We start from the raw sequence: 24202 nt of genomic DNA, 5'->3' as shown, positions 1-24202 counted from the left end.
CCCGCGCTGACACCCCTAGGTTGGAGAAGCCGTCCGTGAAGCTGAAATATCTGTCCACTGCCCTTGCCGCCGTGCTTTGTGTTGCCGCTGCCGGAACCGGTCTTGCGCAGAATTCGGCCCCGCCCGTGCAAAAGGTTACGGCTGCGACCCCGGCGCCGAAGCTGGTCGTGATGATCGCGGTCGATCAATTTTCGGCCGACCTTTTTGCCGAATATCGCGGCCATTTCACCGGCGGCCTCGCGCGGCTCGCATCGGGAATCGTTTTTCCGTCGGGCTATCAGGCGCATGGCGCGACCGAGACCTGCCCCGGCCATTCGACAATCCTGACCGGCAACCATCCGGCGCACACCGGGATCGTCGCCAATAATTATTTCGACCTGTCGGCCGCGCGCGAAGACAAGCGCGTTTATTGCGCCGAGGATGAGGCGGTCGCCGGGACGACATCGAAAAGCGGCCAATATGCGCCGTCGGTCAATCATCTTCTCGTCCCGACGCTCGGTGATCTGATGAAGGTACGCGATCCGAAGGCGCAGGTCGTCTCGGTATCGGGCAAGGATCGTTCGGCGATCATGATGGGCGGCCGACAAGCCGACGAGTTGATGTGGCTCGCGCCGACGGGCCTCACCAGCTATCGCGGCACGACGCTGTCGCCCGCCGCGCAGCAGGCAAGCGCCGCGATCGCCGCCGCGATCAACCAGCCGCGTGCCGCGCTGGCGCTGCCTGCCGATTGCACGGCGCACGACATCGCGATTCCGATTGGCGACAAGGGCGCGACGGTGGGCACCGGCCGGATGGCACGCGACGCCAGCGATTTCCGGCGTTTTCAGGCGTCGCCCGAAGCCGACGGCGCGGTGCTCGCGACCGCCGCGGCGCTTCGCCAGGTGCGCAAGATGGGTGAGGGTGCCAGCACCGACCTGCTGATCGTCGGCCTGTCGGCCACCGATTATGTCGGGCACAGCACCGGTACCGAAGGCAGCGAAATGTGCATCCAGATGGCGGGGCTCGACCGCGAGCTCGGCGATTTCTTTGCGCGGCTTGATGCGACAGGGATTGATTATGTCGTCGCGCTGACCGCCGATCATGGCGGCCACGACCTGCCCGAACGCAACCGGCAAAACGCTTGGCCTGATGCACAGCGCATCGACAAGGCGCTGAATCCCGGTGCGATGGGCAAGGAAATCGCGGAGAAACTCGGCCTGCCGCAGCCCATCTTCTATGGCGACGGTGACGATTATTATTTCGCCAAGACGCTGACCGCAGCGCAGCGCAAGGCTGTGCTTGCGGAGATTCTGCCGCGCCTGCGCGCGCATCCGCAGGTCGAGGCGGTGGTGACGCGCGACCAGCTCGATGCACACCCCATTTCGAAGCGCGCGCCCGATACGTGGAGCCTGCTCGACAAGCTGCGCGCCTCGTACAACCCGCAGCGGTCGGGCGATTTCATCATCGCGTTGAAGCCGCGGGTCACCCCGATCAACGAACCTGGCATGGGCTATGTCGCGACGCACGGGTCGGTGTGGGATTATGACCGCCGGGTGCCGATCCTGTTCTGGCGCAAGGGGCTGGCGGGTTTCGAACAGCCCAATTCGGTGATGACGGTGGATATCATGCCGACGCTGGCGTCGGTGATCGGCTTGCCGGTCGATACAAGCAAGATCGACGGCCGCTGCCTCGACCTGTTGTCGGGGCCCGAAAGCAGCTGTCGATAAGGACAAGAAACGAAGGACCTATGACCAAAGCATTGCGGAATTTCTCCGGCCGGCTCCTGCTGGTTGGCTGTGGCAATATGGCGGGCGCAATGCTCGATCGCTGGCTGGCGGCGGGGCTCGACCCGGCGCTGGTCGCGATCGTCGATCCTTTCGCGACGCCGCGCGCCGGTATCGTCCAGCACGCGGCGCTGGACGAATGGCAAGCCGCAGGCGGCAGCGCCGACTGGATCATGCTCGGCATGAAGCCGCAGCAGCTGGGCGACGTGGCCGAGATACTCGCGCCGCTCGCAACGGGGCAGGTCCATCTTCTGTCGATCCTCGCGGGCGTGTCGCTCGCCGATCTCGCCGCCCGCTTCCCCGACGCCGGAGCGCAGGTCCGCATTCTGCCCAATCTCGCCGCGCGCATCGGTGCGGGCGTGTCGGCGGTCGCTACATCGGGCGATGCCGATGACAAGGCGATCAATGCGCTGCTCGATCCGCTCGGCAAAACGGTGACGCTCGCCGATGATTCGACAATGGATCTCGTGACGGCCTTTACCGGCAGCGGTCCGGCCTTTGTTTTTCGCCTGATCGAATCCTACGCCGCGGCGGGCGAACGCCTTGGTCTCTCGGCCGAGGATTCGCTGGCGCTCGCGACCGCGACCTTCGGCGGCGCGACCGCACTGCTCGCCGATAGCGGCGAAAAGCCGGGCGTGCTGATCGCGCAGGTCGCGAGCAAGGGCGGTACGACTCAGGCCGGGCTCGACGTGCTCGACAGTGAAGGCCAGCTCGCCGCGCTCCTTACCAACGTCCTGCGCGCAGCACGCGACCGCGGGCGCGAACTCGCCGATATCGCGCGGGGCGAAAGCTGAGCTAGCCCTCCTTGCCGAGCGCGGCGATCCGGCGGCGCTCGCGCGGGGGCACAAGCGCCTCGCTGACCTGCCAGAATCCCGTCACCGCCTGTTGTCCGGCATGGGTATAGGCGCGGCTCATCGTGTCGCGCAGCGTCGTGAAAATTGCGCTCTCGGCCGCGCGGCCAGCGTCGGTCAGGCGTAGCTCCTTGGCTCGCCGGTCGCGGTTGCCCGGTCGGGTGGTCAGATAGTCGCGCGCCTCCAGCTCCTTCACCACGCGGCCCAGCGACTGTTTGGTGATGCCGAGCAAGGCGAGCAGGTCCGAAATCGTCAATCCCGGCTGCCGCGCGATGAAATAGAGCGCGCGGTAATGCGCGCGGCCGAGCTCTTTTTCGGCGAGCCGCGCATCGATTGCGCGCCATAGCGAGGCATGGGCGAAAAAGAGGAATTCGATACCGCGGCGTACCTCCTCTTCGCGCAAGAAAAGAGCAGAGGCGGCGGGTACTTGTGAAAGAAAATTCTCATCCGGCATAGTCGCTACCGTTGCGCGCCGCGCCGGTCTTTGGCAAGAGGCGCGCTCCATAGACCCTCAAGCTACAGGGATTTTTTGCATGTCCGCTCCCGCCTTCACCCATCTGCCGCACCCCAATCTGATCGCGGACGATGTACGGGCGGCAGCGATCGCCGACCCTGCGTTCGGGCGCGTCTTTACCGATCATATGGTCTCGATCCGCTATTCGGACGACAAGGGCTGGCACGATGCGCAGGTGATGCCGCGCGGGCCGCTGTCGCTCGATCCCGCGACCGCGGTGCTCCATTATGCGCAGGAAATCTTCGAGGGGCTGAAAGCCTATCGACTCGACGACGGCTCGATGGCGCTGTTCCGCGTCGAAGCCAATGCCGCGCGTTTCAACGCCAGCGCGCGCCGCATGGCGATGGCCGAACTGCCCGAGGAACTGTTCATCGCGGCGGTCAAGGAAGCGGTCGCTGCCGACGCCGGCTGGTTCCCGCCGGTCGACGGCGGCGCGCTGTACCTGCGCCCCTTCATGTTCGCGAGCGAGGTGTTCCTCGGCGTCAAGCCGGCGTCCGAATATCAGTTCCTCGTCATCACTTCGCCCGTCGGCAATTATTTCAAGTCGGGTGCGCCCGCGATTTCGCTCTGGGTGTCGGAGGATTATACCCGCGCGGCTCCCGGCGGCACCGGCGCCGCCAAGTGCGGCGGCAATTATGCCTCCAGCCTCGTCGCGCAGCGCGAGGCGATCGCGAAGGGGCACGATCAGGTCGTCTTCCTCGACGCCGCCGAGCATCGCTGGATCGAGGAACTGGGCGGCATGAACATGTTCTTCGTCTTCGACGATGGCAGCATCGTGACCCCGCCGTTGACCGGCACGATCCTGCCGGGCATCACGCGCGACGCGATCATCACGCTGGCGCGCGACGCTGGCCTGACGGTGCGTGAGGAGCCTTATGCGATCGACCAGTGGCAGGCCGATGCGGAGAGCGGCAAGCTCACCGAAAGCTTTGCCTGCGGGACCGCTGCGGTGGTGACGCCCGTCGGCAAGGTGACGCGGGGCGATGCCAGCTTCACGATCGGCGCGGGCGGCCCGGGGCAGGTGACCGAGATGCTCAAGGGCAAGCTCGTCGACATCCAGCGCGGCCGCGCCGAAGATCGCTACGGCTGGGTCACCCGGCTCTGACCGCTGGCTTGCCAAGTGGCGGGGAGGCGCTATAGACGCGCTCTCACCGGCCGTTGGGGCGTCGCCAAGCGGTAAGGCAGCGGCTTTTGATGCCGCCATGCGCAGGTTCGAATCCTGCCGCCCCAGCCAGCCGGTGGATCGTATTGGACAACTCCGGTTCGCAAGCGGCGGTCAGCGCCGTTACTCACGAAGCTTCCTGCAATTCGCGATTTGCCTTGCGCTGTGATTCTTCGCTGGCCGCGTGTAGCCGCGCCCCTAAGACGAAAATAGAGCGCCTTTTGTTTCGCCGTTGATCGTCCGTGCGCGCGGAAAAATCTGCAGCACCCGATCGGCCAAAAGAAAAGGGAGGGCCCGGCGGACCCTCCCTTCTGCATTCATGCGCGGTGCGTCACTTCGTCTTGAAGCGAACGCCGATGCGGAACGACCGGCCGAGCAGGTCCGAATAGGTGCTCGCCGCGGCCAGACCCGTTTCGGGCAGCAGCAACGGATCGGCGTCGAACAGATTGGTGACGTTGAAGAAGAGCTCCGCCTCCGATCCGCTCCGGACGCCGACCTTCTGCGTCAGGTTGAGGTCGACGTAGAACGTCCCCTTGACGTGGTTGTTGTCATAGGTCGGGAACTGGCTGCTCGAGGTTGGGCACCCGGTCGTGCATTCGATCGCATTTGCCAGATATTTGCCCGAGCTGACGCCGCGGCCAACGACGGTGCCCGAGAAGGTCGGCGTTTCGAAATTGACGCTAGTGCGGAAAATCCATTTCGGCGTGCTGCCCTGGGTGCCGACCGCGCCGACCGTGTTGACCGGCGTGACCCCGGCGATGCCGGTGTCGGAGATATTGTCGATGTAGCGCGTCGCCGTACCCTTCAGCGTGATGGCGCTTTCGCCGCCGACCGGCAGGCGATAGGCGGCGTCGAAGTCGATGCCGCGGACCAGCTTGCTGACGAAGTTGAACGGCTGGGTCCGGATCAGCTTATACGGAATGGCCGGCGTCGAACGGATCGGATCGTCGGTGATCGCGTCGCAATATTCCTGCCGTCCCTCGTAACAGCGATTGACCGTCTCCTGCGCGCTGAGCGAATCGATCGCGCCTTCGAGGTCGATACGGAAATAATCGACCGATGCCGAAAAGCCCGGCAGGAAGCGCGGCGTCACCACCGCGCCGATGTTCCACGAATCTGCCTTTTCGGGCTTCAGATTCGGGTTGCCCGTCGTCAGGCCCGAATAGGGAAAGAATTGCGGACCATTTGCCAAGTCTGCCGTGAAGGCGGGGTTGCGTACCGAATCGCTGTTCGCGGTGCCTGCCTGGAACAGTTCGTTGAGGTTCGGCGCGCGAATGTCGCGGGACCGCGTCACGCGGAACCGGATATCCTCGATCGGTGCCCAGGTCGCCCCCAGCTTCCAGGTGGTGACATAGCCTGAGTTCGAATAGTCGGTGGCGCGCACGGCGCCGTTGAACTCGAGGCCAAGGCCCAGCGGAACCACGGTTTCGAGATAGGCTTCCTTCACATTATAGCTGCCTTTGAACGGCAGGTAGTTGCCGACCGACCAGCGGTTGGACGTCGTGCCGTTGGGATTGATGATCGGCTGGAATTCCTCGGGCACGGTGCCGCGGATCTTCTCCTCGCGATATTCGGCGCCGACCGCGATGCTGACGTCGCCCGCCCAAGTGGCGAAGGGCGTCAGCGACAGGTTGGCGCCGGTGACATATTGCTCCAGCACCTGCTTGCGATAGGGATCGCCAAGCACATAATCGATCGCTGCCGGATCCGCGACGCCAAGGCCGAGGCGATTGAGCGGTACGCAGTTCGGGTCGTTGTTCGTGGTGCTGGCGTCGACGTTGATCAGGCACTGGATCGAACCGACCGCATAGCCGCCCGTATTGCCGGCCGGCGCAAATGCCGCGTTGGTGGCCGCGGCCATGCGCGCGACATGCATGATGTTGCGGAGCTGTTCGCGCAGGTCGGACCGGCCATATTGGCCATAGACGTCCCAGCGCGCCGGCTTGCCGAACGCATCGAACTCGCCCTCGGCGCCGATGACATAGCGCTGGACCTGGCGCTTGTTGTTGATGCCGCGGAACGGCAGGTCCGCCGCCGTGGTCGTGATGCTGAAATTGTCGACCCCCGTGAGCGCCGCCGCACCCAGCGTCTGCAGCGCGAAGGCATTGCAGGTGATGGCAACCGGGACGGTCGTGCAGCCGCGCGTATCGAGCGTGGCCGAGCCCAGATTGGGGCCGGCGTTGAAGAAGACTTCCTGACGGTTGTACGAACCTTCGGCAAAGATTTCGACGCCGTCGGCGACTTCGTAGCTCAGGCGGCCATAGGCGCCCCAGCGGTCGTCCTTGGGGTTGAGCCCGATGCGGCGGCCCGAATCGTTGAGCCGCCAATCGCCGCCGACCGTGCGCGTCACTGCGGCGCTTCCGCCCAGCACCGGCGAGTTGAACGAACCATAGTTGAACTGGTTGACCTGGCCGTTCACGCCGAAATAGCGGCCGCGGAGCGTATTGTTGGTGGTGCCGACCGACCCCGTGATAAAGCCGCCCGGCGCCTGGTTCGTCTGGCCGGCATTCTCGCGGAAAGTGATAAAGGCCGGCTGGCCGTTCCCCGCGACATAGGCCGGGTTGGCAAAGGCCAGATAGCCACGGTGATTCCACGGCCGGTCGTTCGGATCGATTTCGTAGATGCCGTCCTGATGCGCGATCTCGGCGTTGAAGATGGCATGGCCGCGCCCGTCGGCGAACGACATGCCGCCCGCGATGCTGCCCGAATAGTTGAAGCCGTCGCCCTTGTCGGTGACTCCGATGTCGCCGGTGATGCGCAGCCCCTCCATCTTCTTGTTGAGGACGAAGTTGACGACGCCGGTGACCGCGTCAGAACCATAGGCCGAGGATGCGCCGCCCGTGACGACCTCGACCCGGTCGACCAGCGCCTGCGGGATCGTGTTGATGTCGACCCAGCCAAAGATCGTCGAACCGACCGAACGGCGGCCATCGACGAGGATCAGCACGCGGCTTTCGCCGAGGTTGCGCATGTTGAGCGCGTTGATACCCGCCGAACCGTTCGAAATGTTCAGGCGCGAGTTGGCGGGCCGCGTCGAACCGGCGAGCTGGGGCAGCTGGTTGACGAAGTCGGCGATATTGTTTGTCGGCGATGTGTTCTGGATGTCCTGCTGCGTCAGCACGACCAGCGGGGTCGGGGCCTCAAAGCCGTCGCGCGCGACGCGCGAGCCGGTGACGATGATCTGTTCGCTGAGCGCGGCTTCGCTGCTGTCGGCGGGGGCTGCAGTTTCCTGTGCCAGCGCCGGTGCGGCCTGCACCAGAGCCAGGGCGGTCATCGCCATGCCGATCCGGACCTTGCGCCCCATCAGCCCACGATTTCGTTCAAAATTACGCATGTCAGCAGTCCCCTTTTTTGCCCAAAGGGCGAGCCACACGCCGCGAAGACGTCGTGCCCCGGCGCCCTGCCGGGTTGGCTGCCCTGTTTTGTCCTACCTGATCGTTCGGCGGATGTTTGCCCCGCCTTCTTATATTGTTCCGGCGATATGCGCCGTGCCGCTCCGGCTATCGTCGCGGTCAAAGGCGCGCCGACGGCCAGTTTAGTTACAGCGAGGTTACAGGGTGGCCGCAGCCGGTCAACCGCTTCGCAGCTAACCTCGCGATATAGACATATAGCCTGAAGGAATGGTGTTGGCGATGGGCGGCGTCCATGCGGATAGCTTGCAGTTATAGGACGCAGCCCGCTTGCTATGGCCTTGGCGTGTCATGCTGCGATAGGGTCCCACTTCGTTCATTTTCAAAACGGGAGGGCCCTGTTGATCCAGCGCCGCGCATTCCTGCTGGCTTCGGTTGCGCTCGCCGCAATGCCGGGAAGCCTTTTGGCGAAACCCCGGGTCAAGGGCGAGGTACGCAAAGTCAAGCTATCCGGCGCGCGCGCGCCGGTCGAGGTCGTCGAAGACGAACTGGGTGTGCCGCATGTCCGCGCCGCCTCGCTGCACGATGCCTTTTTCGGTCAGGGCTATCTGGTCGCGCGCGATCGGCTGTTCCAGATCGACATGGAGCATCGCCGCGACATGGGGCGGATGGCTGAGGCCTTCGGGCCGCGTTTCGTGGCCGCGGACAAGGCGGCGCGGCTGTTCCTCTATCGCGGCGATATCGATGCCGAACTCGCGGCGCTTCCTCCCGACGTTCTCGAATGCGCGCGGGGCTATGTCGCGGGGGTGAATGCGCGGATCGATGAACTCGCCGCCGATCCCGCAAGCCGGCCGCTCGAATATGCTATTCTCGGGATCAGCCCGCTGCGTTGGGATATTACCGACCTTGTGCGCAACCGGGGCATCGGCATGGGCGATGCCGATGACGAGGTGCGCCGCGCGCAATTGCAGGCGCGCGGACTGCTTGATGCCGACCAGTTGATGGCACCGCTGCGCCCGGCATGGAACTTCACCGTTCCCGACGGGCTCGACTGCGCGGCGGTGACCGAGGCTGACCTTGGCATATTGGATCCGGCGAACCGGCCGGCGGCGTTCGATCCGGTACAGGAAGCGCAGCTCGATCCCGAAGCGCGCCGGAGCGATCGCTTCGCGCTGGGCAGCAATGCCTGGACGATCGCGCCGTCGCGGAGCGCGACCGGGCGGCCGATCCTCGCGAACGACCCGCACCTCGGCATCGGCCGCGCCAGTCCGCGGCACATGTGCCACCTGACGGCGCCGGGGCTCGACGTCATCGGCGCGGGCGCGCCGGGGCTCCCCGGCATCATGCAGGGCCATACCGACCGTTTCGCCTTCGGCCGCACCAATTTCCACATCGACCAGACCGACCTTTTCATCCTGCGCACCAAGCAGGGCGACCCCGGCCGCTATTGGCACAAGGGCAAGTGGAAGGCATTCGAGACGTTCGAGGACGAGATTCTCGTCAAGGGGGCGCCGCCCGAACGCGTGACCTTGCGCTATGCCGCAGGCCGCCCGATCGTGTCGCAAGACGCCGCCCGCGACCGCGCGGTGGCCTTCGCCACCGTCAGCATGCTGCCCGGCGCCAACCAGCGCTTCGCGATCATTGCGATCAACCTGTCGAAGGATTGGGCCTCGTTGCGGCAGGCGTTCAAGCTGCATGTGTCGCCGACCAACCACCATTATGCCGATATCGACGGCAACACCGGCTGGCAGACGATCGGCTTCACCCCGCGCCGGCCAAAGCATGACGGGCTGTTTCCGGCCCCGGGCGATGGCGATTTCGACTGGGCGGGCATCCTGCCGGTCGAGGATATGCCTCACGTCTATAACCCCAGCGAAGGGTGGTTCGCATCGGCGAACCAGATGAACCTGCCGGCAGACTATCCGTATCGCGAAAGGATCATCAGTTTCGGCTGGAGCGACCCCTTCCGCTACAACCGCATCGCCGAGGTGCTCAGCGCGCAGCCGAAGCACCGGATCGAGGACAGCATCGCGCTCCAACACGATGTTCAGTCGCTGCCCGCACGCGCTTTGCTGAAGCTGCTCCCCGCCAACCCATCGCCGGAGGCGGCACCCGCTGCCGCATTGCTCAAGCGCTGGGATTGCGGGGTCGAGGCCGATAGCGCCGCTGCTTTGCTGTACGAAATGGTGATGCCGGCGCTGTCGACCGACTTTTACGACCGGATCATGCCCGCGGCGGCGCGCGACCTAATCCCGTCGGTCAATCTGTCCGAAATGCTGCGCATCCTTGCGTCGCCTGACAAGCGTCTTGGCGAAAATCCGGCCGCGTCGCGCGATGCGATCATCGACCGCGCGCTCGCGGCGGGATGGAAAAAGGCGGTCGAGCTCGGCGGTCCAGATCCGGCGGGTTGGAAGTGGGGCGACCTGCACCGCGTGACGATTGCGCACCCGCTGGCGGCGTCGCACCCCGCGATTGCTGCCGCCTTTCCCAAGATCCAGGGTGGACGCTCTGGCGGTGACGGCACGACGCCGATGGCGCGCGGTTTCAATGCCAAACGCAGTTTCGACGTGTCGCATGGCGCGAGCTATTTGTTCGTCGCCGACGTCGGCGCCTGGGACAACAGCCGCTTCCTGCTGCTGCCCGGCCAGTCCGCCGACCCGCGCTCGCCGCGCTATCGCGACTTTTATCCCTATTGGCTTGCGGGCGCGATGCAGCCCCTGTGGTACAGCAAGGCGGCGGTCGACCGGCACGCCGCCGTGCGCACGACGTTGACGCCCGCCTAAAGCGCCTCGGCGATTGCGACGAGCGCGCGGTCGACCGCGGCGGTGGCCTGGCTGTCGGTATCCTCGGGCATGTCGTTCGCGAGTGCCGAGAAGATCAAAGTCTTGCCGCTGCGCGTCGTCAGGTAACCCGACAGCGCGCGCGATGCGTTGAGCGATCCGGTCTTGGCGAACAACCTGCCTTCGAGGATCGTGCCCTTGAAGCGGCTTTGCAGCGTGCCGTCGCGCCCTGCGATCGGCAGCGTCGCGCGCCAGTCCATGCTCCACGGCTGGCGGGAAATCCAGCTCAGCAGTGCCACCGCGGCGCGTGGGGATATGCGGTTATAGGATGACATCCCCGACCCGTCGGCGAAGTGATAAGCTGTCGCGGGCAGCCCGGCTTCGCCCATCACCTTGTGCATCACCGCCTGCCCGTCGGCGATCGAGCCGCTACCCGCCTGCCGCGCGACGCGCCGCAACATCAGTTCGGTATGGAGATTTTGGCTCTCCTTATTGATTCGCACCATATTTTCGGCGAGCGACGGCGCGGGCAGTTCGGCGAGCATCGCGGGTTCGGCGGGCAGGGTGACGGCTGCCCCCTTGCGCTTCTCGGGATCGTCGGCGGCGGTCAGCGGGCGGTGGCGCACCTCGATCGTCCCGTCGACGCGCACGCCGCGCGCGTGCAGCAACTCGCCAAGACGCCACGCCGCATAATGCGCCGGGTCGTCGATGCCATAACGCAGCGTCATCGGTGCCACGTCGGCGCCGACGGTGCCGGTCAGGTAAAGCACGCGGCTGTTCGGCATGCGGAACGCCTCGATTTCATCGGCTTTCCCGGCGACGGTGATGACGCGGTTTTCGATCGTGAAATAGCCGGATGCCCCGATGGTCGGTCCGGCGCCGATTGCGCCGGGCTTGAGCGTCATCACCAGCTCATTGTCGTCGAGCGTCAGGGCGGACACGCCGGTCCCGTAACGCGACTGGATATTGTTCCAGCTCATCCCCGGGCTCCAGCGTTCGTCGGGGAACCAGCTGTCGTCGCCGACGATGTTGCGCACGTGGCGCGTCTTCGCGGCGACGGCGTCGGCGAGCGTCTGCAGGCAGTCGGTCTTGCAGTCGTCGGCGCTCGAAAGCACGGCGTCGCCGCGGCCGTGAAGGACGACATCGGATATGCCGCCATGCTCCTCCAGTCGGACGCCCGCGCCTTTGGCGTTTTGCTGGAGCAGCGGCAGTTCGGCGTAAGCGATCGCGGTGGTGAACATCTTGGTGTTCGACGCCGGGATAAACCGCTGGTCGGGGGCGATCGACACCAGCACTTCGCCTTCGAGCGTCGTGACCAGCATGCCGAAGCGCGAACCTGCGGGCCCTTCGGCCAGCTTTTGCTCGACCGTTGTCCGAAGCGACGCGGGGGCCGGGCCCGTCTGCGCATGGGCCGCTGTCAGCGACAGGGCGAGGGCAGAGGCGAGGGCAAGGCGTCTGATCGATGGCGTCATATTATGTCCGTTCGTCCCAAGCTGAAATGATCCGCTCGCCCACCGCGGGGCGGAGCGTCGTGATGCCGCTGTCGGCGTGACGGGTCGGGTGGACCCGGTTGGTGAGCAATGTCCAGGCGAGGCCGCGCTTGAAATCGATCCAGAGGCCGGTGCCGGTGAACCCCGTATGCCCGATCGTGTCGGCCGAACAGGCGTCGCCGCCATGCCATCCGGCGAAAGCGCGTTCCCATCCGCAGGTGCGGTGGCGTTCGTTCGCGGTGCGCACCTCCGCAATCATCGCGGGTGACAGGATTTCGCCGCGCAGCATCGCGTGCGCAAAGCCGAGCACGCCGTCGACGGTACCGAACAGCCCCGCATGACCCGGCGCGCCGCCGAGCGCATAGGCATTTTCGTCATGCACCTCGCCCTTCATCACCCGCCCACGCCAGCTGCAATTTTCAGTCGCGACCGCCGGGCCGGGAGGTGGGCCAAAGCTGAGGCCCGCATCGAGCGGCCAGTCCGACAGCGGCGCCCCGGTCAGACGCTCGATCGCGATGCCGAGCAGGATGAAGTTGATGTCCGAATAGACGGGCGGGCCGTGCCGCCACTCGCGTTGCAGCACGAACGCACGCAGCCGCGCCGGATCGTCGCCATAGGTATAGATGGGCTCGACCGCGGGCAGGAAGCTGCGGTGCATCAGGCAGTCGCGAAAGGTCAGCCGGCGCTCGGCCGCACCTGCGACGTCATATTGGCGGAGATCCGGGATCGCGTCGGTCAGCGGCCGGTCGAGGTCGAGGCGGCCCTGTTCGGCGAGTTGCAGGATCATCGTGGTGGTCGCGATCACCTTGCTGAGCGACGCGAGGTCGAACCAGTGGTCACGCGTCAGTTCTTCGCGTTCGGGAACGAGCGCGGCCATTCCGGCGAAGCGCACGGCACTCATACCATCGGCGGACACGACACCCAGCGCCGCGCCGGGAATGCGTCCGGCGTCCAGCGCTGCCGCCACCGGCTCAAAAGCGCGGTCGATCATGGCCGGTCGTCCTCGCGGGCCTTGGCGCGCCCGATCAACGGCAGGAACAATATCGCCGCCAGGCTGATCGCGCCCGAGGCCAGAAAGAACAGGTCGAAGCCATTATATCCCGCGTCGTCCAGTCGTCCGACCACCGTGCCGCCCGCCCCCGATAACAGGCGCGGCAACAAAAAGGCGAAGCCCGACAGGAACGCATATTGTGCGCCGGGATAGCGCGGGTTCACCAGCATCGAGAGATAGACGACGAAGATGGCGCCGGCCATGCCATTGCCGAACTGGTCGGCGGCGGTCGCGATATAGAGGAGGTCCTGATCGAGCGGCTGGTGCGCGAGCCAGACGAAGCCGAAGTTGCCGATCGCCGCAAAGAGCGCGCCGATCGTCAGGGTGATGCCGAAACGCCAGCGGGTCGTCATCCATCCGCCCAGCCCCACGCCGACGATGCTGGCGGCCAATGCCACCACGCCGTCCGCCCAGCCGATCTCGGTCTTGGTATAGCCGAGCCCGAGGATCATCGGTTTCGACAGGTTGAGCGCCAGCACATCGCCCATCCGATAGACGGAAATAAAGGCCATCAGTGCGATCGCGAGGCCGCCATAGCGCCAGAAGAAATCCACATAGGGACCGATCGCCGCCGATGCGCGCAGCGGCGATGTCGGTGCGGCATTACGGATCCGGGGCAGCATCGCGGCCATCGCCAGAAACGGCAGCATCGCGATGCCGAGCACCCAGGGCGTGACATTGGTCTTGGCACTGATCCCGAGACCCGCGGCGGCGCCGAGCAAGAGCCCACCGACCACCGCAACCAGCGCTGCAAGCGCGAGCAGGATCGCCGCGCTTGTTGCCAACCCGCTCGCCAGCGCGGCCGAACGACCGCCGTCGCCGCGCCGTTCGGGCGGCAGCGCCGCGAGGATCGGCAGGGGCACGAACGCCGCCGCCGCGATCAACAGATAGGCGGCCGTCCAGCCCGGCGCGATCCCCAATACGCTGAGCGCCGGTGCCAGGCTGCCTTCGGCATCGGCGAACAACAGCGCTCCGCTGCCTGCCGCGACCATCGCGGTGCGATATCCCCACAGGTTCGCGGCGGCGAGCGGTCCCTGCAACTCGCGCGTCGGGGCCAGTTCGATCCGCCAGGCGTCGGCGGCGACCTCCAGCGTGGTGGTCCAGAAGGCGAGCAGGACCGCGAACAAGGCGGTCAGCGCCAGGCTGTCGTCGGCGGACGTGAACGCCATCGCCAACATCGCGGTCAGGATGCCGAGCTGGGACAGCATGATCCAGCCGCGCCTCTTGCCCCAAAAACGCGTGAAACCCGGCACCGCATAGCGGTCGAGCAGCGGCGCCCACAGAAATTTGAAGGTGGGCAACAATTGCACCCAAGCAAAGAAACCGATGATCGCCAGCGCGACGCCGTGATCGGTCAGCCGTACCGCCAACACGGTCGAGAACATGTAAAATGGCAGCCCCGCCGAAAAGCCGAGCAGCAGATAGAGTGCGCGCCAGCGCCGCTGCGCCGATTTGGCGGCGCTATCGTCCGAGACCGTCACCGCCGGGGTGTCGGCATCGAATGCCGCGGCGGTCATCCGTCCGCCTCGGGCTCGACGGCATTTTCGCAACGCGCGACGACGCTCGTGACGGTCAGGTTCGCGCTCGCGCTTGCGACGGTGCGCGTCATGTCGAGCAGCCGGTCGAAGGGCAGGACGAAGCCGACGACGAGCGCGGTCTGTTCGGCTGACACGCCGACCGCGGAAAGGACCGCGGCAAGCATGAACAGCGACGCCGACGGGATCGGAGCGGTGCCGAATGCGGCGAGCGCGCCGGTGAGCAGGACGATCGCCAGCATCGACAGGTCGGGTTCGACGCCGACCGCCTGCAGTGCGAAGATGCTGAGCAGCCCGACATACATGGCGGTGCCGTCCTTGCCGATGCTCGCGCCGATCGGCAGCACGGTCTTGGCGACGCCGGGCGCGATGCGCAGATCCTCGAGCGCGATGCGCAGCGCGACGGGCAGGGTGGCGGCTGATGATGCGGTCGAAAAGGAGACCGCTAGCGCATCGACGATGGTGCGATAGAAGCGCAGCACCGGCCGCCGCGCGACAAAGGCGATCAGCGGCAGATGAACGAGCAATATCTGCAGGATCACGCCGACCGCGACCCCGACCGCGAGCCAGCCGATATTGGCGAACACCGCGACGCCATTGTCGGCGACCGCCTTTGCGATCAGCGCGAGTACGCCGAACGGGGTGATCTCCATGACGATGCGCACGAGCTGGAACAGCACCTGTCCCGCCGATTGCAGCAGGTCGGCCATCGGGCGCCCCGCTTCGCCGGCAAGGATGACCCCGAAGCCGAAGAGGATCGAAAAGAAGATGATCGCGAGCATGTCGCCCTCGACCAGCGCCTGCACGATATTGACCGGGACGATGCCGATCAGCTGGTCGTGCAATGACTTGGGCTCGCCGAGCGCGTGCGGGACGGCGTTGCCCAGCGCGGCGCCTTGCCCCGGTTCGAGCAACAGGCCGACGATCATGCCGATCGACACCGCGCAGAAAGTGGTCGCCGCGAACATCCCGACCGTCCGCGCGCCGACCGAACCCAGCTTGCGCGGGTCGGCGAGCGCGGTGACGCCCGATGCGATGCTGATGAAAACGATCGGGACGACGAGCATCCGGATCACGCGGACGAACAATTCGCCGATGAAGGCGATCACGCCGGTCGCGGCAGGCCACAGAAGGCCCAGCAGCACGCCGACGACCATCGCGCCCAATACGCGTTGCCACAGCGGCACTGCGAACCAGCCGCGAAGAAACCCCGTCATCCGTCCCCCTGTTTTAGTCGTATCAAATCCCGCCCCAGAAACCGGGCTTTGGCGGCGACATGATACCGTTCGCCGCACTGACCCCGCCGTCGCGATCCTCTGCAAGCCAGAGCGGTCCGTCAAGGTCGACGAAACTGCTCTGCGCCGCAATCGCCCATGCGGGCGCGATCGACAGCGACGAACAGATCATGCAGCCCGTCATCACGCCGAGCCCGCGCGCCCGCGCCGCCTCGGCGAGTTCCAACGCGGCAGTCAGTCCGCCCGTCTTGTCGAGCTTGATGTTCACGACGCCATAGCCATCGGGCAATGTGTCGAGATCGCTGGCAACATGCACCGCCTCGTCGCCAGCGATCGGGATCGCCGAGCGAAAACCGATAAGGTCATCGTCGTCGTCGGCGGGAAGGGGCTGTTCGAGCAGGTCGACGCGAAGGTCGGTGAGCAGGCCTTGCAGGTCGCGTACCTCGGCGATCGTCCAGCTTTCGTTGGGATCGACGATCATTTTCGGTTTCGGCGCCGCGGCGCGAACGGCTTTGATCTGCTCGGCGGGATCGCTGCGGTCGACCTTCACCTTGAGCAGCGGAGCATCGGCAAGGGCTGCGGCTGCTGCGGCCATATGATCGGGGGCATCGAGGCTGACCGTCATCGCGGTAACGATCGGGCGGAGCGGCTTTTCGAGGTTCAGCGCGGTGGCAATGTCGCTTCCGGAAAGCCGCAGTTCCAGATCCCACAACGCGCAGTCGACCGCGTTGCGCGCGGCACCCGCAGGCATCAATTCCAGCAGCTCTTGCCGCCCCGCGCCCTGTTCGATCGCGCCGCGTATCGCTTCGATCGCGAGGATCGTGCTCTCGGCATTCTCGCCATAACGCGGGTAGGGCACACATTCGCCGCGCCCGGTGACGCCGTCCTGCGCGATGGCGACAATCACCACCTGCGCCGCGGTCCTCACCCCGCGCGAAATGCGAAAGGGCGTGTGCAGCGGAAATATCTCGCCGGCAGCGGTCAGCGTGCGGTGCATTGCCGGACGATCAGACGGTTTCGGCGGCGGCAGGAGTATCGAGCAGCTGGTCGAGGATGGCTTCGACTCCGAAACGATAAGGATCGCTCGTCGGCAGCCCGAACTCGGCCTCGATGCTGGCGCAGAGCGCCTGCGCCTCATCCTCCGCCATCGCCGAGGTGTTGAGCGCGATGCCCACGACGCGCACATCGGCGTTGGTCAGCCGCGCGACGCGCAGATTGGCTTCAATGGTTTCGGCGATGCCGGGCAGCGGATAATGCGGCAGGCCGCGCATATGCGGGCGCACGGGATCGTGACAGAGCACGAGCGCGTCGGGCTGCGACCCGTGCAGCAAACCCGTCGACACCCCGGCGAACGATGGGTGATAGAGCGATCCCTGTCCCTCGATCAGATCCCAGCCGTCGTCGCTGCGCGCGGGGGAAATCTGCTCGATCGCGCCTGAGATGAAGTCGGCGATCACGGCGTCGAGCGGCACGCCGTCGCCCGCGACCAATATGCCCGTCTGCCCGGTTGCGCGGAAATCGGCGGCGACGCCCCGCTTTTCGAGCGCGCTGGCGAGGCAGAGCGTCGTGTACATCTTGCCAACCGAGCAATCGGTGCCGACGGTCAGCAGCCTTTTGCCCGCGCGTTTCTTGCCATTGCCGATCGGAATGTCGGGCCGCGGATCGCGCACATCGTGGAGCTTGCGGCCGAGCCTTGCGGCGGCTTCGACCAGCCGCGGCTGGGCGTTCAGCCGCTGGTGCAGCCCCGATGCGATATCGAGCCCAGCTTCCATCGCGGCGAGCGCGTCGACGATTAGATCCTCGCCCAGCTTGCCGCCGGCGTTGGCGATGCCGAGCACCAGCGTGCGCGCGCCGGCCGCATATGCGGCGGCGAAATCCATGCGCGTCAGGTGCAGCGTCAGCGGGCAATCGTCGTGGCGATATTCGCCGACGCAAATGTCGGGACGGAACACGGCGAGCCCGCGCGAAGTCTTGATGTCGGCGGGGTCGCTCGAATGGCCGAGGTAGAGGAGATAGGGTGTTTCGATCATGGGTCGGTCAGCCTGCGTGACGATGGAAAAGCCGGTTCTACTCCCGGCGGTCGCGGCGCCCAAATATCTAGCGCCTCATATCCTATAGCCTGATGCTATAAGGCCTCGAGCACCCCTGCAAGCACGGCGAGGAACGCAGAGGCCGTTTTCGACGGCGGACGGTTCTGGAGATAGACCGCATTGATGTCGAAGGTGATCGCGGGCTGCAGCGGCCGGCTCGACAGGCCCGGGGGCAGCGCGGCCTGTGCAGTGAAATTGTCGACGATCGCCATGCCGACCCCCGCATTCACCAGCGCCGCGGCGACATAATAGGTGCGCGCGGACACGACCTCGTCGAGTTCGACCTCGAGCCGGCTGAGTTCGCTCGACAGCATGCGCCCGATCGGACCGCCCTGGACCGGGCTGATGAATTTGTGTCCGCATAGCTCGTCGAGGTGCAATCGCGGCGGCGCGCCGGGCATATCCTCTTCGCGATAGATGACGACCAGTTCGCCTTCGCCGATCACCTGATGCGCGACCGGCGCCGACAGCGGCACCTCGAAGCTGATCGCGATGTCGGTTTCATGCTCATAGAGCTTTCGCACCATTTCGTCGTGGTGGAGCGTTTGAAGGTCGAACATGATGTCATCATGATCGCCAAGGAAGCGCGATACCGCTTCGGGCACCGCGCCGAGGCCAAGCGAGGGGAGCGCCGAGATGCGGAGCAGCCCGCCGCGCCCATGGCGCAGATTCTGGCACGCCTGCCGCAATGAGCGCACGCGATCCTGAATGTCCGACACTTCGGCGAACAATGTGTGCGCGTCCTGTGTCGGGATCAGCCGCCCTTTCGACCGTTCGAACAGCGTCAACCCGATCGATCGTTCGGCATGGCGCAGCACCTTCGTCACCGACGGCTGCGACACGTTGAGCGAACGGGCGGCCGCGCTGACGGTGCCGTGCAGGAAGACCGCGTGGAATATCTCGATCTGGCGCAGGTTCATCGCGTCATGGCCCCAAGGCTGCGGTGGAAGCGTATCGGATACGCCCTTGTTTCGGCCGAGGATTTGCGACGGCTTCAATCTCTATGCCATCGGGTTATAGGGGGTGCAACAACGCACTCTGGACCTCCGGCGCTTATTCGGGACATTTCGTCGGAGGTCGTTTCCGCGAAAAGGTCATGTCGATGCCATTTGCCTCACCATCCGTTCGCCGGACGATCGGCCTGTTGTCGACCGCGGCGGCCTTGCTCTGTGTTTCGGGCGTGGCGGCAAAGGCGGATCAGAGCGTCGATGTGATCATCCGCGGCGGCACGATCTATGACGGCGGCGAAGGGAAGCCGGTTGTCGGCGATATCGCGATCGAGGGCGACCGCATCGTTCATGTCGGCGACACGCGTCGCTATTCGGCTCGGCAAGTCATCGATGCGAAAGGGCTAATCGTCGCCCCGGGTTTCATCGATCCGCACACGCATGCCGACAGCTTCATCCGCTCGCCCGACAAAGCCGAGCGCGTCAACGCGGCGTGGCTCAATCAGGGTGTGACCACCGTGATGATCGGGGTCGACGGTTCGGGTACGCCCGACGTCGCGGAGGATGCGGGCAAGCTGGCGGCGTCGGGAATCGGCACCAATATCGTCCCCTTCGTCGGGTTCGGACCGGTTCGCCAACGCGTGCTCGGTCAGGATGCGCGCGCGCCGACGCCGGCGGAACTCGACCGGATGAAGGCACTCGTGGCAAAGGGCATGTGCGAGGGGGCCGTCGGGCTCTCCACCGGACTTTTCTATGCACCGCAAAGCTTTGCCACGACCGCGGAGGTCGTGGCGGTCGCGCGCGAGGCGGCCATCCGGGGCGGGGTCTACGACACCCATCAGCGCGACGAATCGAGCTACAGCATCGGCCTGCTCGGATCGGTGAAGGAAGCGATCGACATCGGGCGACAGGCGGGAATGCCGGTTCATTTCGCCCATCTGAAGGCGCTCGGCGTCGACGTCCATGGACAGGCGGGCGCGGTGATCGCCGCCATCGACGATGCGCGCAAGGCGGGAGTGGACGTGACCGCCGACCAATATCCGTGGCTGGCGTCGGGTTCGAGCCTCGACGCGTCGCTGCTACCGCGCTGGGCGGTCGATGGCGGCGGACCGGCGTTGCTGAAGCGTCTCGACGATCCGGCCACGCTCGCGCGGATCCGGGACGAGATGCAGGAGAATCTGCGGCGGCGCGGCGGGGCGAGCGCCCTCCTGCTGATTGCGCAAGGTTTTCCGTGGACCGGCCAGACGCTTGAACAGGTGGCGGCCGAATGGAAGATGGACAGCCGCGACGCGGCGCTGCGCATCATCCGGCAGAGCATCGAATCGAAGGAGCAACGACGGACCGGCGGCGGCGCGGCGGTCGCTTCGTTCAACATGGCGCAGGCCGACGTCGACCTGCTGATGAAGCAGCCATGGATGGTGACATCGTCGGACGGGTCGGACGGCCACCCGCGCATGTTTGCGACCTTCCCCGAAAAATATGTGCGCTATGTCCGCGAGCGGCAGGTGATCGACCTCGGGGCCTTCATCCGCCAGTCGACGGGACGCACCGCCGACATCTACAAGCTCGACCGGCGCGGCTATCTGCGTCCCGGCTATTTCGCCGACATCCTCGTTTTCGATCCCGACCGCTATGCGCCGCGTGCCGATTATGTCCGTCCACGCGAACTCAGCGTCGGGGTCAGCAAATTGTTCGTCAACGGCGCGCTCGCGGTCGATAACGGTCGCACGACCGGCGTCGCCGTCGGGCGCGCCCTGCTGCGGCCGCCGCCGACTGGCTGCGCCGCGCGCTGATCGGGATTTTGCCGCCAGGTCTTGATTCCCGATAGCTTTCGCGGGCACGGTGAACGCTCACCGACCGCGCAGGGGACGAACGATGGCCGCCGAAACAGCACATGCCGCAGAGGCGGCGGCACACGGGTTCGACCTGTTGCCGATCGTGATCCTGCTCGCGGCGGCGGTAGTCGCGGTTCCGCTGTTCAAGCGGCTCGGCCTCGGCTCGGTTCTCGGCTATCTCGCCGCCGGCCTGGCGATCGGCCCCTTTGGGCTGGCGCTGTTCTCCGACGCGCAGACGATTTTGCACGTCGCCGAACTCGGCGTTGTCATGTTCCTCTTCATCATCGGGCTGGAGATGCAGCCATCGCGGCTGTGGGCGATGCGCGGCGAGATTTTCGGGCTCGGCGCGGCGCAGGTCGGCGGCGCGATCGCGCTGCTCATCTGCGTCGGGCTCGCGCTCGGCTATCCGGTGGCGGCCAGTTTCGTCGCCGGCACCGGCTTCGTGCTTACCTCGACCGCTATCGTCATGCAGATGCTCGACGAACGGCGCGAGATGGGTCAGCCCAAGGGGCGGCGGATCATCGCGATCCTGCTGCTCGAGGATCTGGCGATCGTGCCCTTGCTCGCGCTGACCGCCTTTCTCGCGCCGGGCGGCGAGGCGGTGTCGATGACCGACAGGCTGGTCGCCGTGGCGATCGGCCTCGGCGCGATCGTCGGGCTGATCATCGCCGGCCGCTATCTGCTCGACCCGATGTTCCGCCTGCTCGGGCGGGCGAAGGCGCGCGAGGTGATGACCGCCGCAGCGCTGCTCGTCGTTCTCGGCGCCGCGCTCGCGATGCAACTCGCGGGCCTTTCGATGGCAATGGGCGCCTTCCTCGCCGGCGTGCTGCTCTCCGAATCCTCGTTCCGCCATCAGCTCGAAGCCGATGTCGAACCCTTTCGCGGCGTCTTGCTCGGGCTGTTTTTCCTCGGCGTCGGTATGGCGCTCGACCTCAATATCGTTGCCGCCAATGCCGGGCTGATCGCCATCTCGGTCACCGCATATATGACGCTCAAGATCTTCGTCATCTATGCGGTCGCGCGCCTGTTCAAGAGCGGCCACGCCGAGGCGGTCGAACGCGCGGTGCTGATGGCGCAGGGCGGCGAGTTCGCTTTCGTGCTCTACGCCGCGGCGGCCGGCGTTGGGATCATCGATGCGGAGAGCAATGCGACACTGACCGCAATCATCATCGTGTCGATGGTGCTGACGCCGATCATGATCATCCTGCACGACCGTTTCATGCCGCGCGCCGCCGAAAGGACCGACGACCTCGACGTCGCCGACAATTTGAACGCAAGCATCCTGATGATCGGCTTCGGACGCTTCGGCCAGATCGTCAGCCAGCCGCTCTTCGCCAACGGTTGCAGCATCTCGTTGATCGACACCGACACGGTTGCGATCCGCGAATCCAAGGCGTTCGGTTTCAATATCTATTATGGCGACGGGACGCGCCTCGACATCCTTCATGCGGCGGGCGCGCATGATGCGCGGTTGATCATCGTCGCGACCGACGACCGCGAGGGGACGCTCAAGATCGTCGAGCTGCTGAAGGCCGAGTTTCCGCATACCCCCGTGCTGTCGCGGGCATTCGACCGCGAACATGCGATCGAACTGATCCACGCCAATGTCGATTATCAGGTCCGCGAAACCTTTGAGTCGGCGCTGGTGATGGCGGAAGAAGCGCTGCGGCGGCTTGAGGTCGACGAGGACGCCATCGGCGATATCATGGACGAAACGCGGCGGCGCGATCAGGAGCGGTTCGACATCGAAATCTGCGACGGCGTCTACGCCAGTCGACATCTGATTCAGGGCAATGTCCCCGTGGAGGATCGCGATCAATATATTGTGAAGCCCGCCGATACGCGGTGACCTTTATCCCCCGCCCGCCGCGCTTGGCAGCCGCGACGGGGGATGAGGTTCGTTGTGCACAAGGAGAACATTAGGGGAACAAAATAAATCCGTCAACTCGTTTTTCGCGGTTTTTCGTGAAGCGCCTTCCGGTTGACGTAAACGTCAATCGAGGCCAATGCGAAGCAAGCTAAGGAAAGGACATCTGATGGCGGAGCAACCGAAGTTCGATCTCACGGGCCGTGTGGCGTTGGTGACCGGCGCCTCATCGGGGCTGGGCGCGGGCTTTGCGAAGGCGCTTGCCGCGGCAGGCGCGAAGGTTGTGCTCGCCGCGCGCCGCGCCGACAAGCTGGCCGAACAGGTCGCCGCGATCGAGGCGGCGGGCGGGCAGGCGATCGCCGTCAGCATGGACGTCACCGACGAAGCATCGACCAAAGCCGCATATGACGCCGCCGAGGCCGCCTTCGGCACTGTCGACACGATCGTCGCCAACGCCGGTGTGGCGACCGAAAAAATGGCGATGGGGCTGTCGGTCGACGACGTCGATTTCCTGCTCGCGGCCAATGTCCGCGGCGTCTTCCTGACCGCGACCGAGGGCGCGAAGCGGCTCGACAAGGCCGGTAGCCGCGAGAAACAGAACGGCCGTATCGTCCTGATCGGATCGATCACCGCAGAGAAGGTCTTTCCCGCGACCTCGGTCTATGGCGCGACCAAGGCGGCGGTGCGCCACCTCGGCAAGGCTCTTGCGCGCGAGTGGGCGCGGCGCGGGATCAGCGTCAATGTGATCCAGCCCGGCTATTTCGAATCCGAAATGACCGCCGAGTTGTTCGAAAGCGACACCGGCGCGGCGATGGTAAAGAGCTTCCCGCGCCAGCGGATGCGGCCGCCGAGCGACCTTCACGCGCCGCTGCTGCTGCTCTGTTCCGACGCCGCGCTCGGCATCACCGGCAGCGTGATCACCGTCGACGACGGACAGACATTGTGAGCGAGTTGCTGATCGACCGCCGCGGTGCGGTCGAAATCGCGACGCTCAACCGGCCCGAACGGCTCAATGCGCTGAGCGAAGGGCTGGTGGGCGAACTCAACGCCTATTTCGGCGGGCTTGCCGACCGTCCCTACGTCCGCGTCGTCCTCCTGCGCGGCGCCGGGCGAGGATTCTGCGCCGGGCTCGATATCCAGGAAGACCGGTCTTCGGACGAGACGCCGGTCCTCCGCACGCTGCGCACCCAGACCAGCATCGGCAATATCTATCGCAAGATGCGCGCATGCCCGCAGCCGATCATCGCGCTCGGCCATGGTGCGGCGGCGGGTGGCGGGCTGTCGTTGCTGCTCGCATCCGACGTCCGGTACGCCGCGCCGTCGTTCCGTTGCAACGCGGCCTATATCCGTATCGGCCTTGGCGGGTGCGATATGGCGTCGAGCTATTTCCTGCCGCGCCTCGTCGGCGCCAGCCTCGCGTCCGAGATGATCCTGACCGGTCGCTTTATCGATGCCGAGCGGGCGCTCCGCGCCGGCCTCGTCAGCGAGATTGTCGAGGAAGAGGCTTTGCTGACACGCGGTCTCGCGCTTGCCGATGAGATGCTGGCGACCTCGCCCTACGGCCTGCGTCTCTCCAAACAGGCGCTCAATCTCAACATCGATGCACCCAGTCTCGACGCGGCGATGGCGATCGAGGACCGCCAGCAGGTCATCCTTTCGGCGACCGAAGACCATCGCGAAGCGCTGGCCGCCTTCCTTGAAAAGCGCGCGCCGGACTATCGCGAACGATAAG

17 protein-coding genes and 1 tRNA gene are annotated in these 24202 nt (G+C 65.6%); 9 read left to right on the top strand and 9 right to left on the bottom strand.

The genetic code is table 11. The features are described 5' to 3' along the window. Positions 1-20: 20 nt before the first annotated feature. Together BLW56_RS16980 and proC are read left to right on the top strand one after the other, a co-directional pair. A complete protein-coding gene (locus tag BLW56_RS16980) occupies positions 21-1706 on the top strand; it encodes an alkaline phosphatase family protein (protein WP_256203600.1) in 1686 nt (561 codons plus the stop codon). Between the two features lie 20 nt (positions 1707-1726). Next, a complete protein-coding gene (gene proC / locus BLW56_RS16975; protein WP_093511928.1) occupies positions 1727-2557 on the top strand; it encodes a pyrroline-5-carboxylate reductase in 831 nt (276 codons plus the stop codon). A 1-nt stretch (position 2558) separates the two neighbouring features. Here proC and BLW56_RS16970 read toward each other — a convergent pair whose 3' ends face one another. After that, positions 2559-3068, bottom strand: coding sequence for a MarR family winged helix-turn-helix transcriptional regulator (locus BLW56_RS16970; protein WP_093511926.1), 510 nt, complete (start codon positions 3066-3068; stop codon positions 2559-2561). Positions 3069-3147: 79 nt separating this feature from the next. On the opposite strand from BLW56_RS16970, the gene BLW56_RS16965 reads away from it, so the two are divergent. Together BLW56_RS16965 and BLW56_RS16960 are read left to right on the top strand one after the other, a co-directional pair. Beyond that, positions 3148-4233 (top strand): branched-chain amino acid aminotransferase, encoded by a 1086-nt coding sequence (locus tag BLW56_RS16965; RefSeq protein WP_093511924.1) that lies wholly within the window; start codon positions 3148-3150, stop codon positions 4231-4233. Positions 4234-4287: 54 nt separating this feature from the next. Then, positions 4288-4362: transfer RNA gene (locus tag BLW56_RS16960), tRNA-Gln, on the top strand. A gap of 259 nt (positions 4363-4621) precedes the next feature. Here BLW56_RS16960 and BLW56_RS16955 read toward each other — a convergent pair. Then, complete coding sequence (locus BLW56_RS16955) at positions 4622-7624, bottom strand: TonB-dependent receptor plug domain-containing protein (RefSeq protein WP_256203599.1); 3003 nt, start codon at positions 7622-7624, stop codon at positions 4622-4624. Positions 7625-8041: 417 nt separating this feature from the next. On the opposite strand from BLW56_RS16955, the gene BLW56_RS16950 reads away from it, so the two are divergent. Beyond that, positions 8042-10423, top strand: a complete 2382-nt coding sequence (locus BLW56_RS16950; RefSeq protein ID WP_093511922.1) for a penicillin acylase family protein — start codon at positions 8042-8044, stop codon at positions 10421-10423. Here the strand turns inward: BLW56_RS16950 and dacB are convergent. The 7 genes from dacB to BLW56_RS16915 all read right to left on the bottom strand — a co-directional run bounded on the left by dacB (position 10420) and on the right by BLW56_RS16915 (position 18741). Further along, on the bottom strand, positions 10420-11892 hold the full coding sequence (gene dacB, locus BLW56_RS16945) for a D-alanyl-D-alanine carboxypeptidase/D-alanyl-D-alanine endopeptidase (protein WP_093511920.1): 1473 nt from the start codon (positions 11890-11892) through the stop codon (positions 10420-10422). The genes BLW56_RS16950 and dacB overlap by 4 nt on opposite strands. A gap of 1 nt (position 11893) precedes the next feature. Next, positions 11894-12901: a serine hydrolase domain-containing protein gene (locus BLW56_RS16940; protein ID WP_093511918.1), complete on the bottom strand. Its 1008-nt coding sequence runs from the start codon at positions 12899-12901 to the stop codon at positions 11894-11896. Continuing rightward, positions 12898-14478, bottom strand: coding sequence for a permease (locus BLW56_RS16935; protein ID WP_256203598.1), 1581 nt, complete (start codon positions 14476-14478; stop codon positions 12898-12900). The genes BLW56_RS16940 and BLW56_RS16935 overlap by 4 nt, the downstream gene beginning before the upstream one ends. Continuing rightward, positions 14475-15713 (bottom strand): dicarboxylate/amino acid:cation symporter, encoded by a 1239-nt coding sequence (locus BLW56_RS16930; RefSeq protein WP_093511916.1) that lies wholly within the window; start codon positions 15711-15713, stop codon positions 14475-14477. The genes BLW56_RS16935 and BLW56_RS16930 overlap by 4 nt, the downstream gene beginning before the upstream one ends. 22 nt (positions 15714-15735) lie before the next feature. Continuing rightward, positions 15736-16728: an N-acetyl-D-Glu racemase DgcA gene (dgcA, locus tag BLW56_RS16925; RefSeq protein ID WP_093511914.1), complete on the bottom strand. Its 993-nt coding sequence runs from the start codon at positions 16726-16728 to the stop codon at positions 15736-15738. Between the two features lie 10 nt (positions 16729-16738). After that, a complete protein-coding gene (gene dgcN, locus BLW56_RS16920; protein ID WP_093511912.1) occupies positions 16739-17761 on the bottom strand; it encodes an N-acetyltransferase DgcN in 1023 nt (340 codons plus the stop codon). A gap of 95 nt (positions 17762-17856) precedes the next feature. Continuing rightward, positions 17857-18741: a LysR family transcriptional regulator gene (locus BLW56_RS16915; protein WP_093511910.1), complete on the bottom strand. Its 885-nt coding sequence runs from the start codon at positions 18739-18741 to the stop codon at positions 17857-17859. A gap of 182 nt (positions 18742-18923) precedes the next feature. Between BLW56_RS16915 and BLW56_RS16910 the strand changes: the two genes are divergently transcribed. The 4 genes from BLW56_RS16910 (at position 18924) to BLW56_RS16895 (ending at position 24201) form a co-directional block, all read left to right on the top strand. Then, on the top strand, positions 18924-20561 hold the full coding sequence (locus BLW56_RS16910) for an N-acyl-D-amino-acid deacylase family protein (protein ID WP_093512084.1): 1638 nt from the start codon (positions 18924-18926) through the stop codon (positions 20559-20561). A gap of 82 nt (positions 20562-20643) precedes the next feature. Next, the gene (locus tag BLW56_RS16905) at positions 20644-22452 is read left to right on the top strand and encodes a monovalent cation:proton antiporter-2 (CPA2) family protein (RefSeq protein WP_093511908.1); all 1809 of its coding nucleotides are present in this window, start codon (positions 20644-20646) and stop codon (positions 22450-22452) included. Positions 22453-22639: 187 nt separating this feature from the next. Next, positions 22640-23416: an SDR family NAD(P)-dependent oxidoreductase gene (locus BLW56_RS16900; protein WP_093511906.1), complete on the top strand. Its 777-nt coding sequence runs from the start codon at positions 22640-22642 to the stop codon at positions 23414-23416. After that, a complete protein-coding gene (locus BLW56_RS16895) occupies positions 23410-24201 on the top strand; it encodes an enoyl-CoA hydratase/isomerase family protein (protein WP_093512082.1) in 792 nt (263 codons plus the stop codon). The genes BLW56_RS16900 and BLW56_RS16895 overlap by 7 nt, the downstream gene beginning before the upstream one ends. Position 24202: the final 1 nt, after the last annotated feature.

Source organism: Sphingopyxis sp. YR583, assembly GCF_900108295.1.
Classification (GTDB): domain Bacteria; phylum Pseudomonadota; class Alphaproteobacteria; order Sphingomonadales; family Sphingomonadaceae; genus Sphingopyxis.
This window is presented reverse-complemented; position numbering and strand designations above follow the sequence as displayed.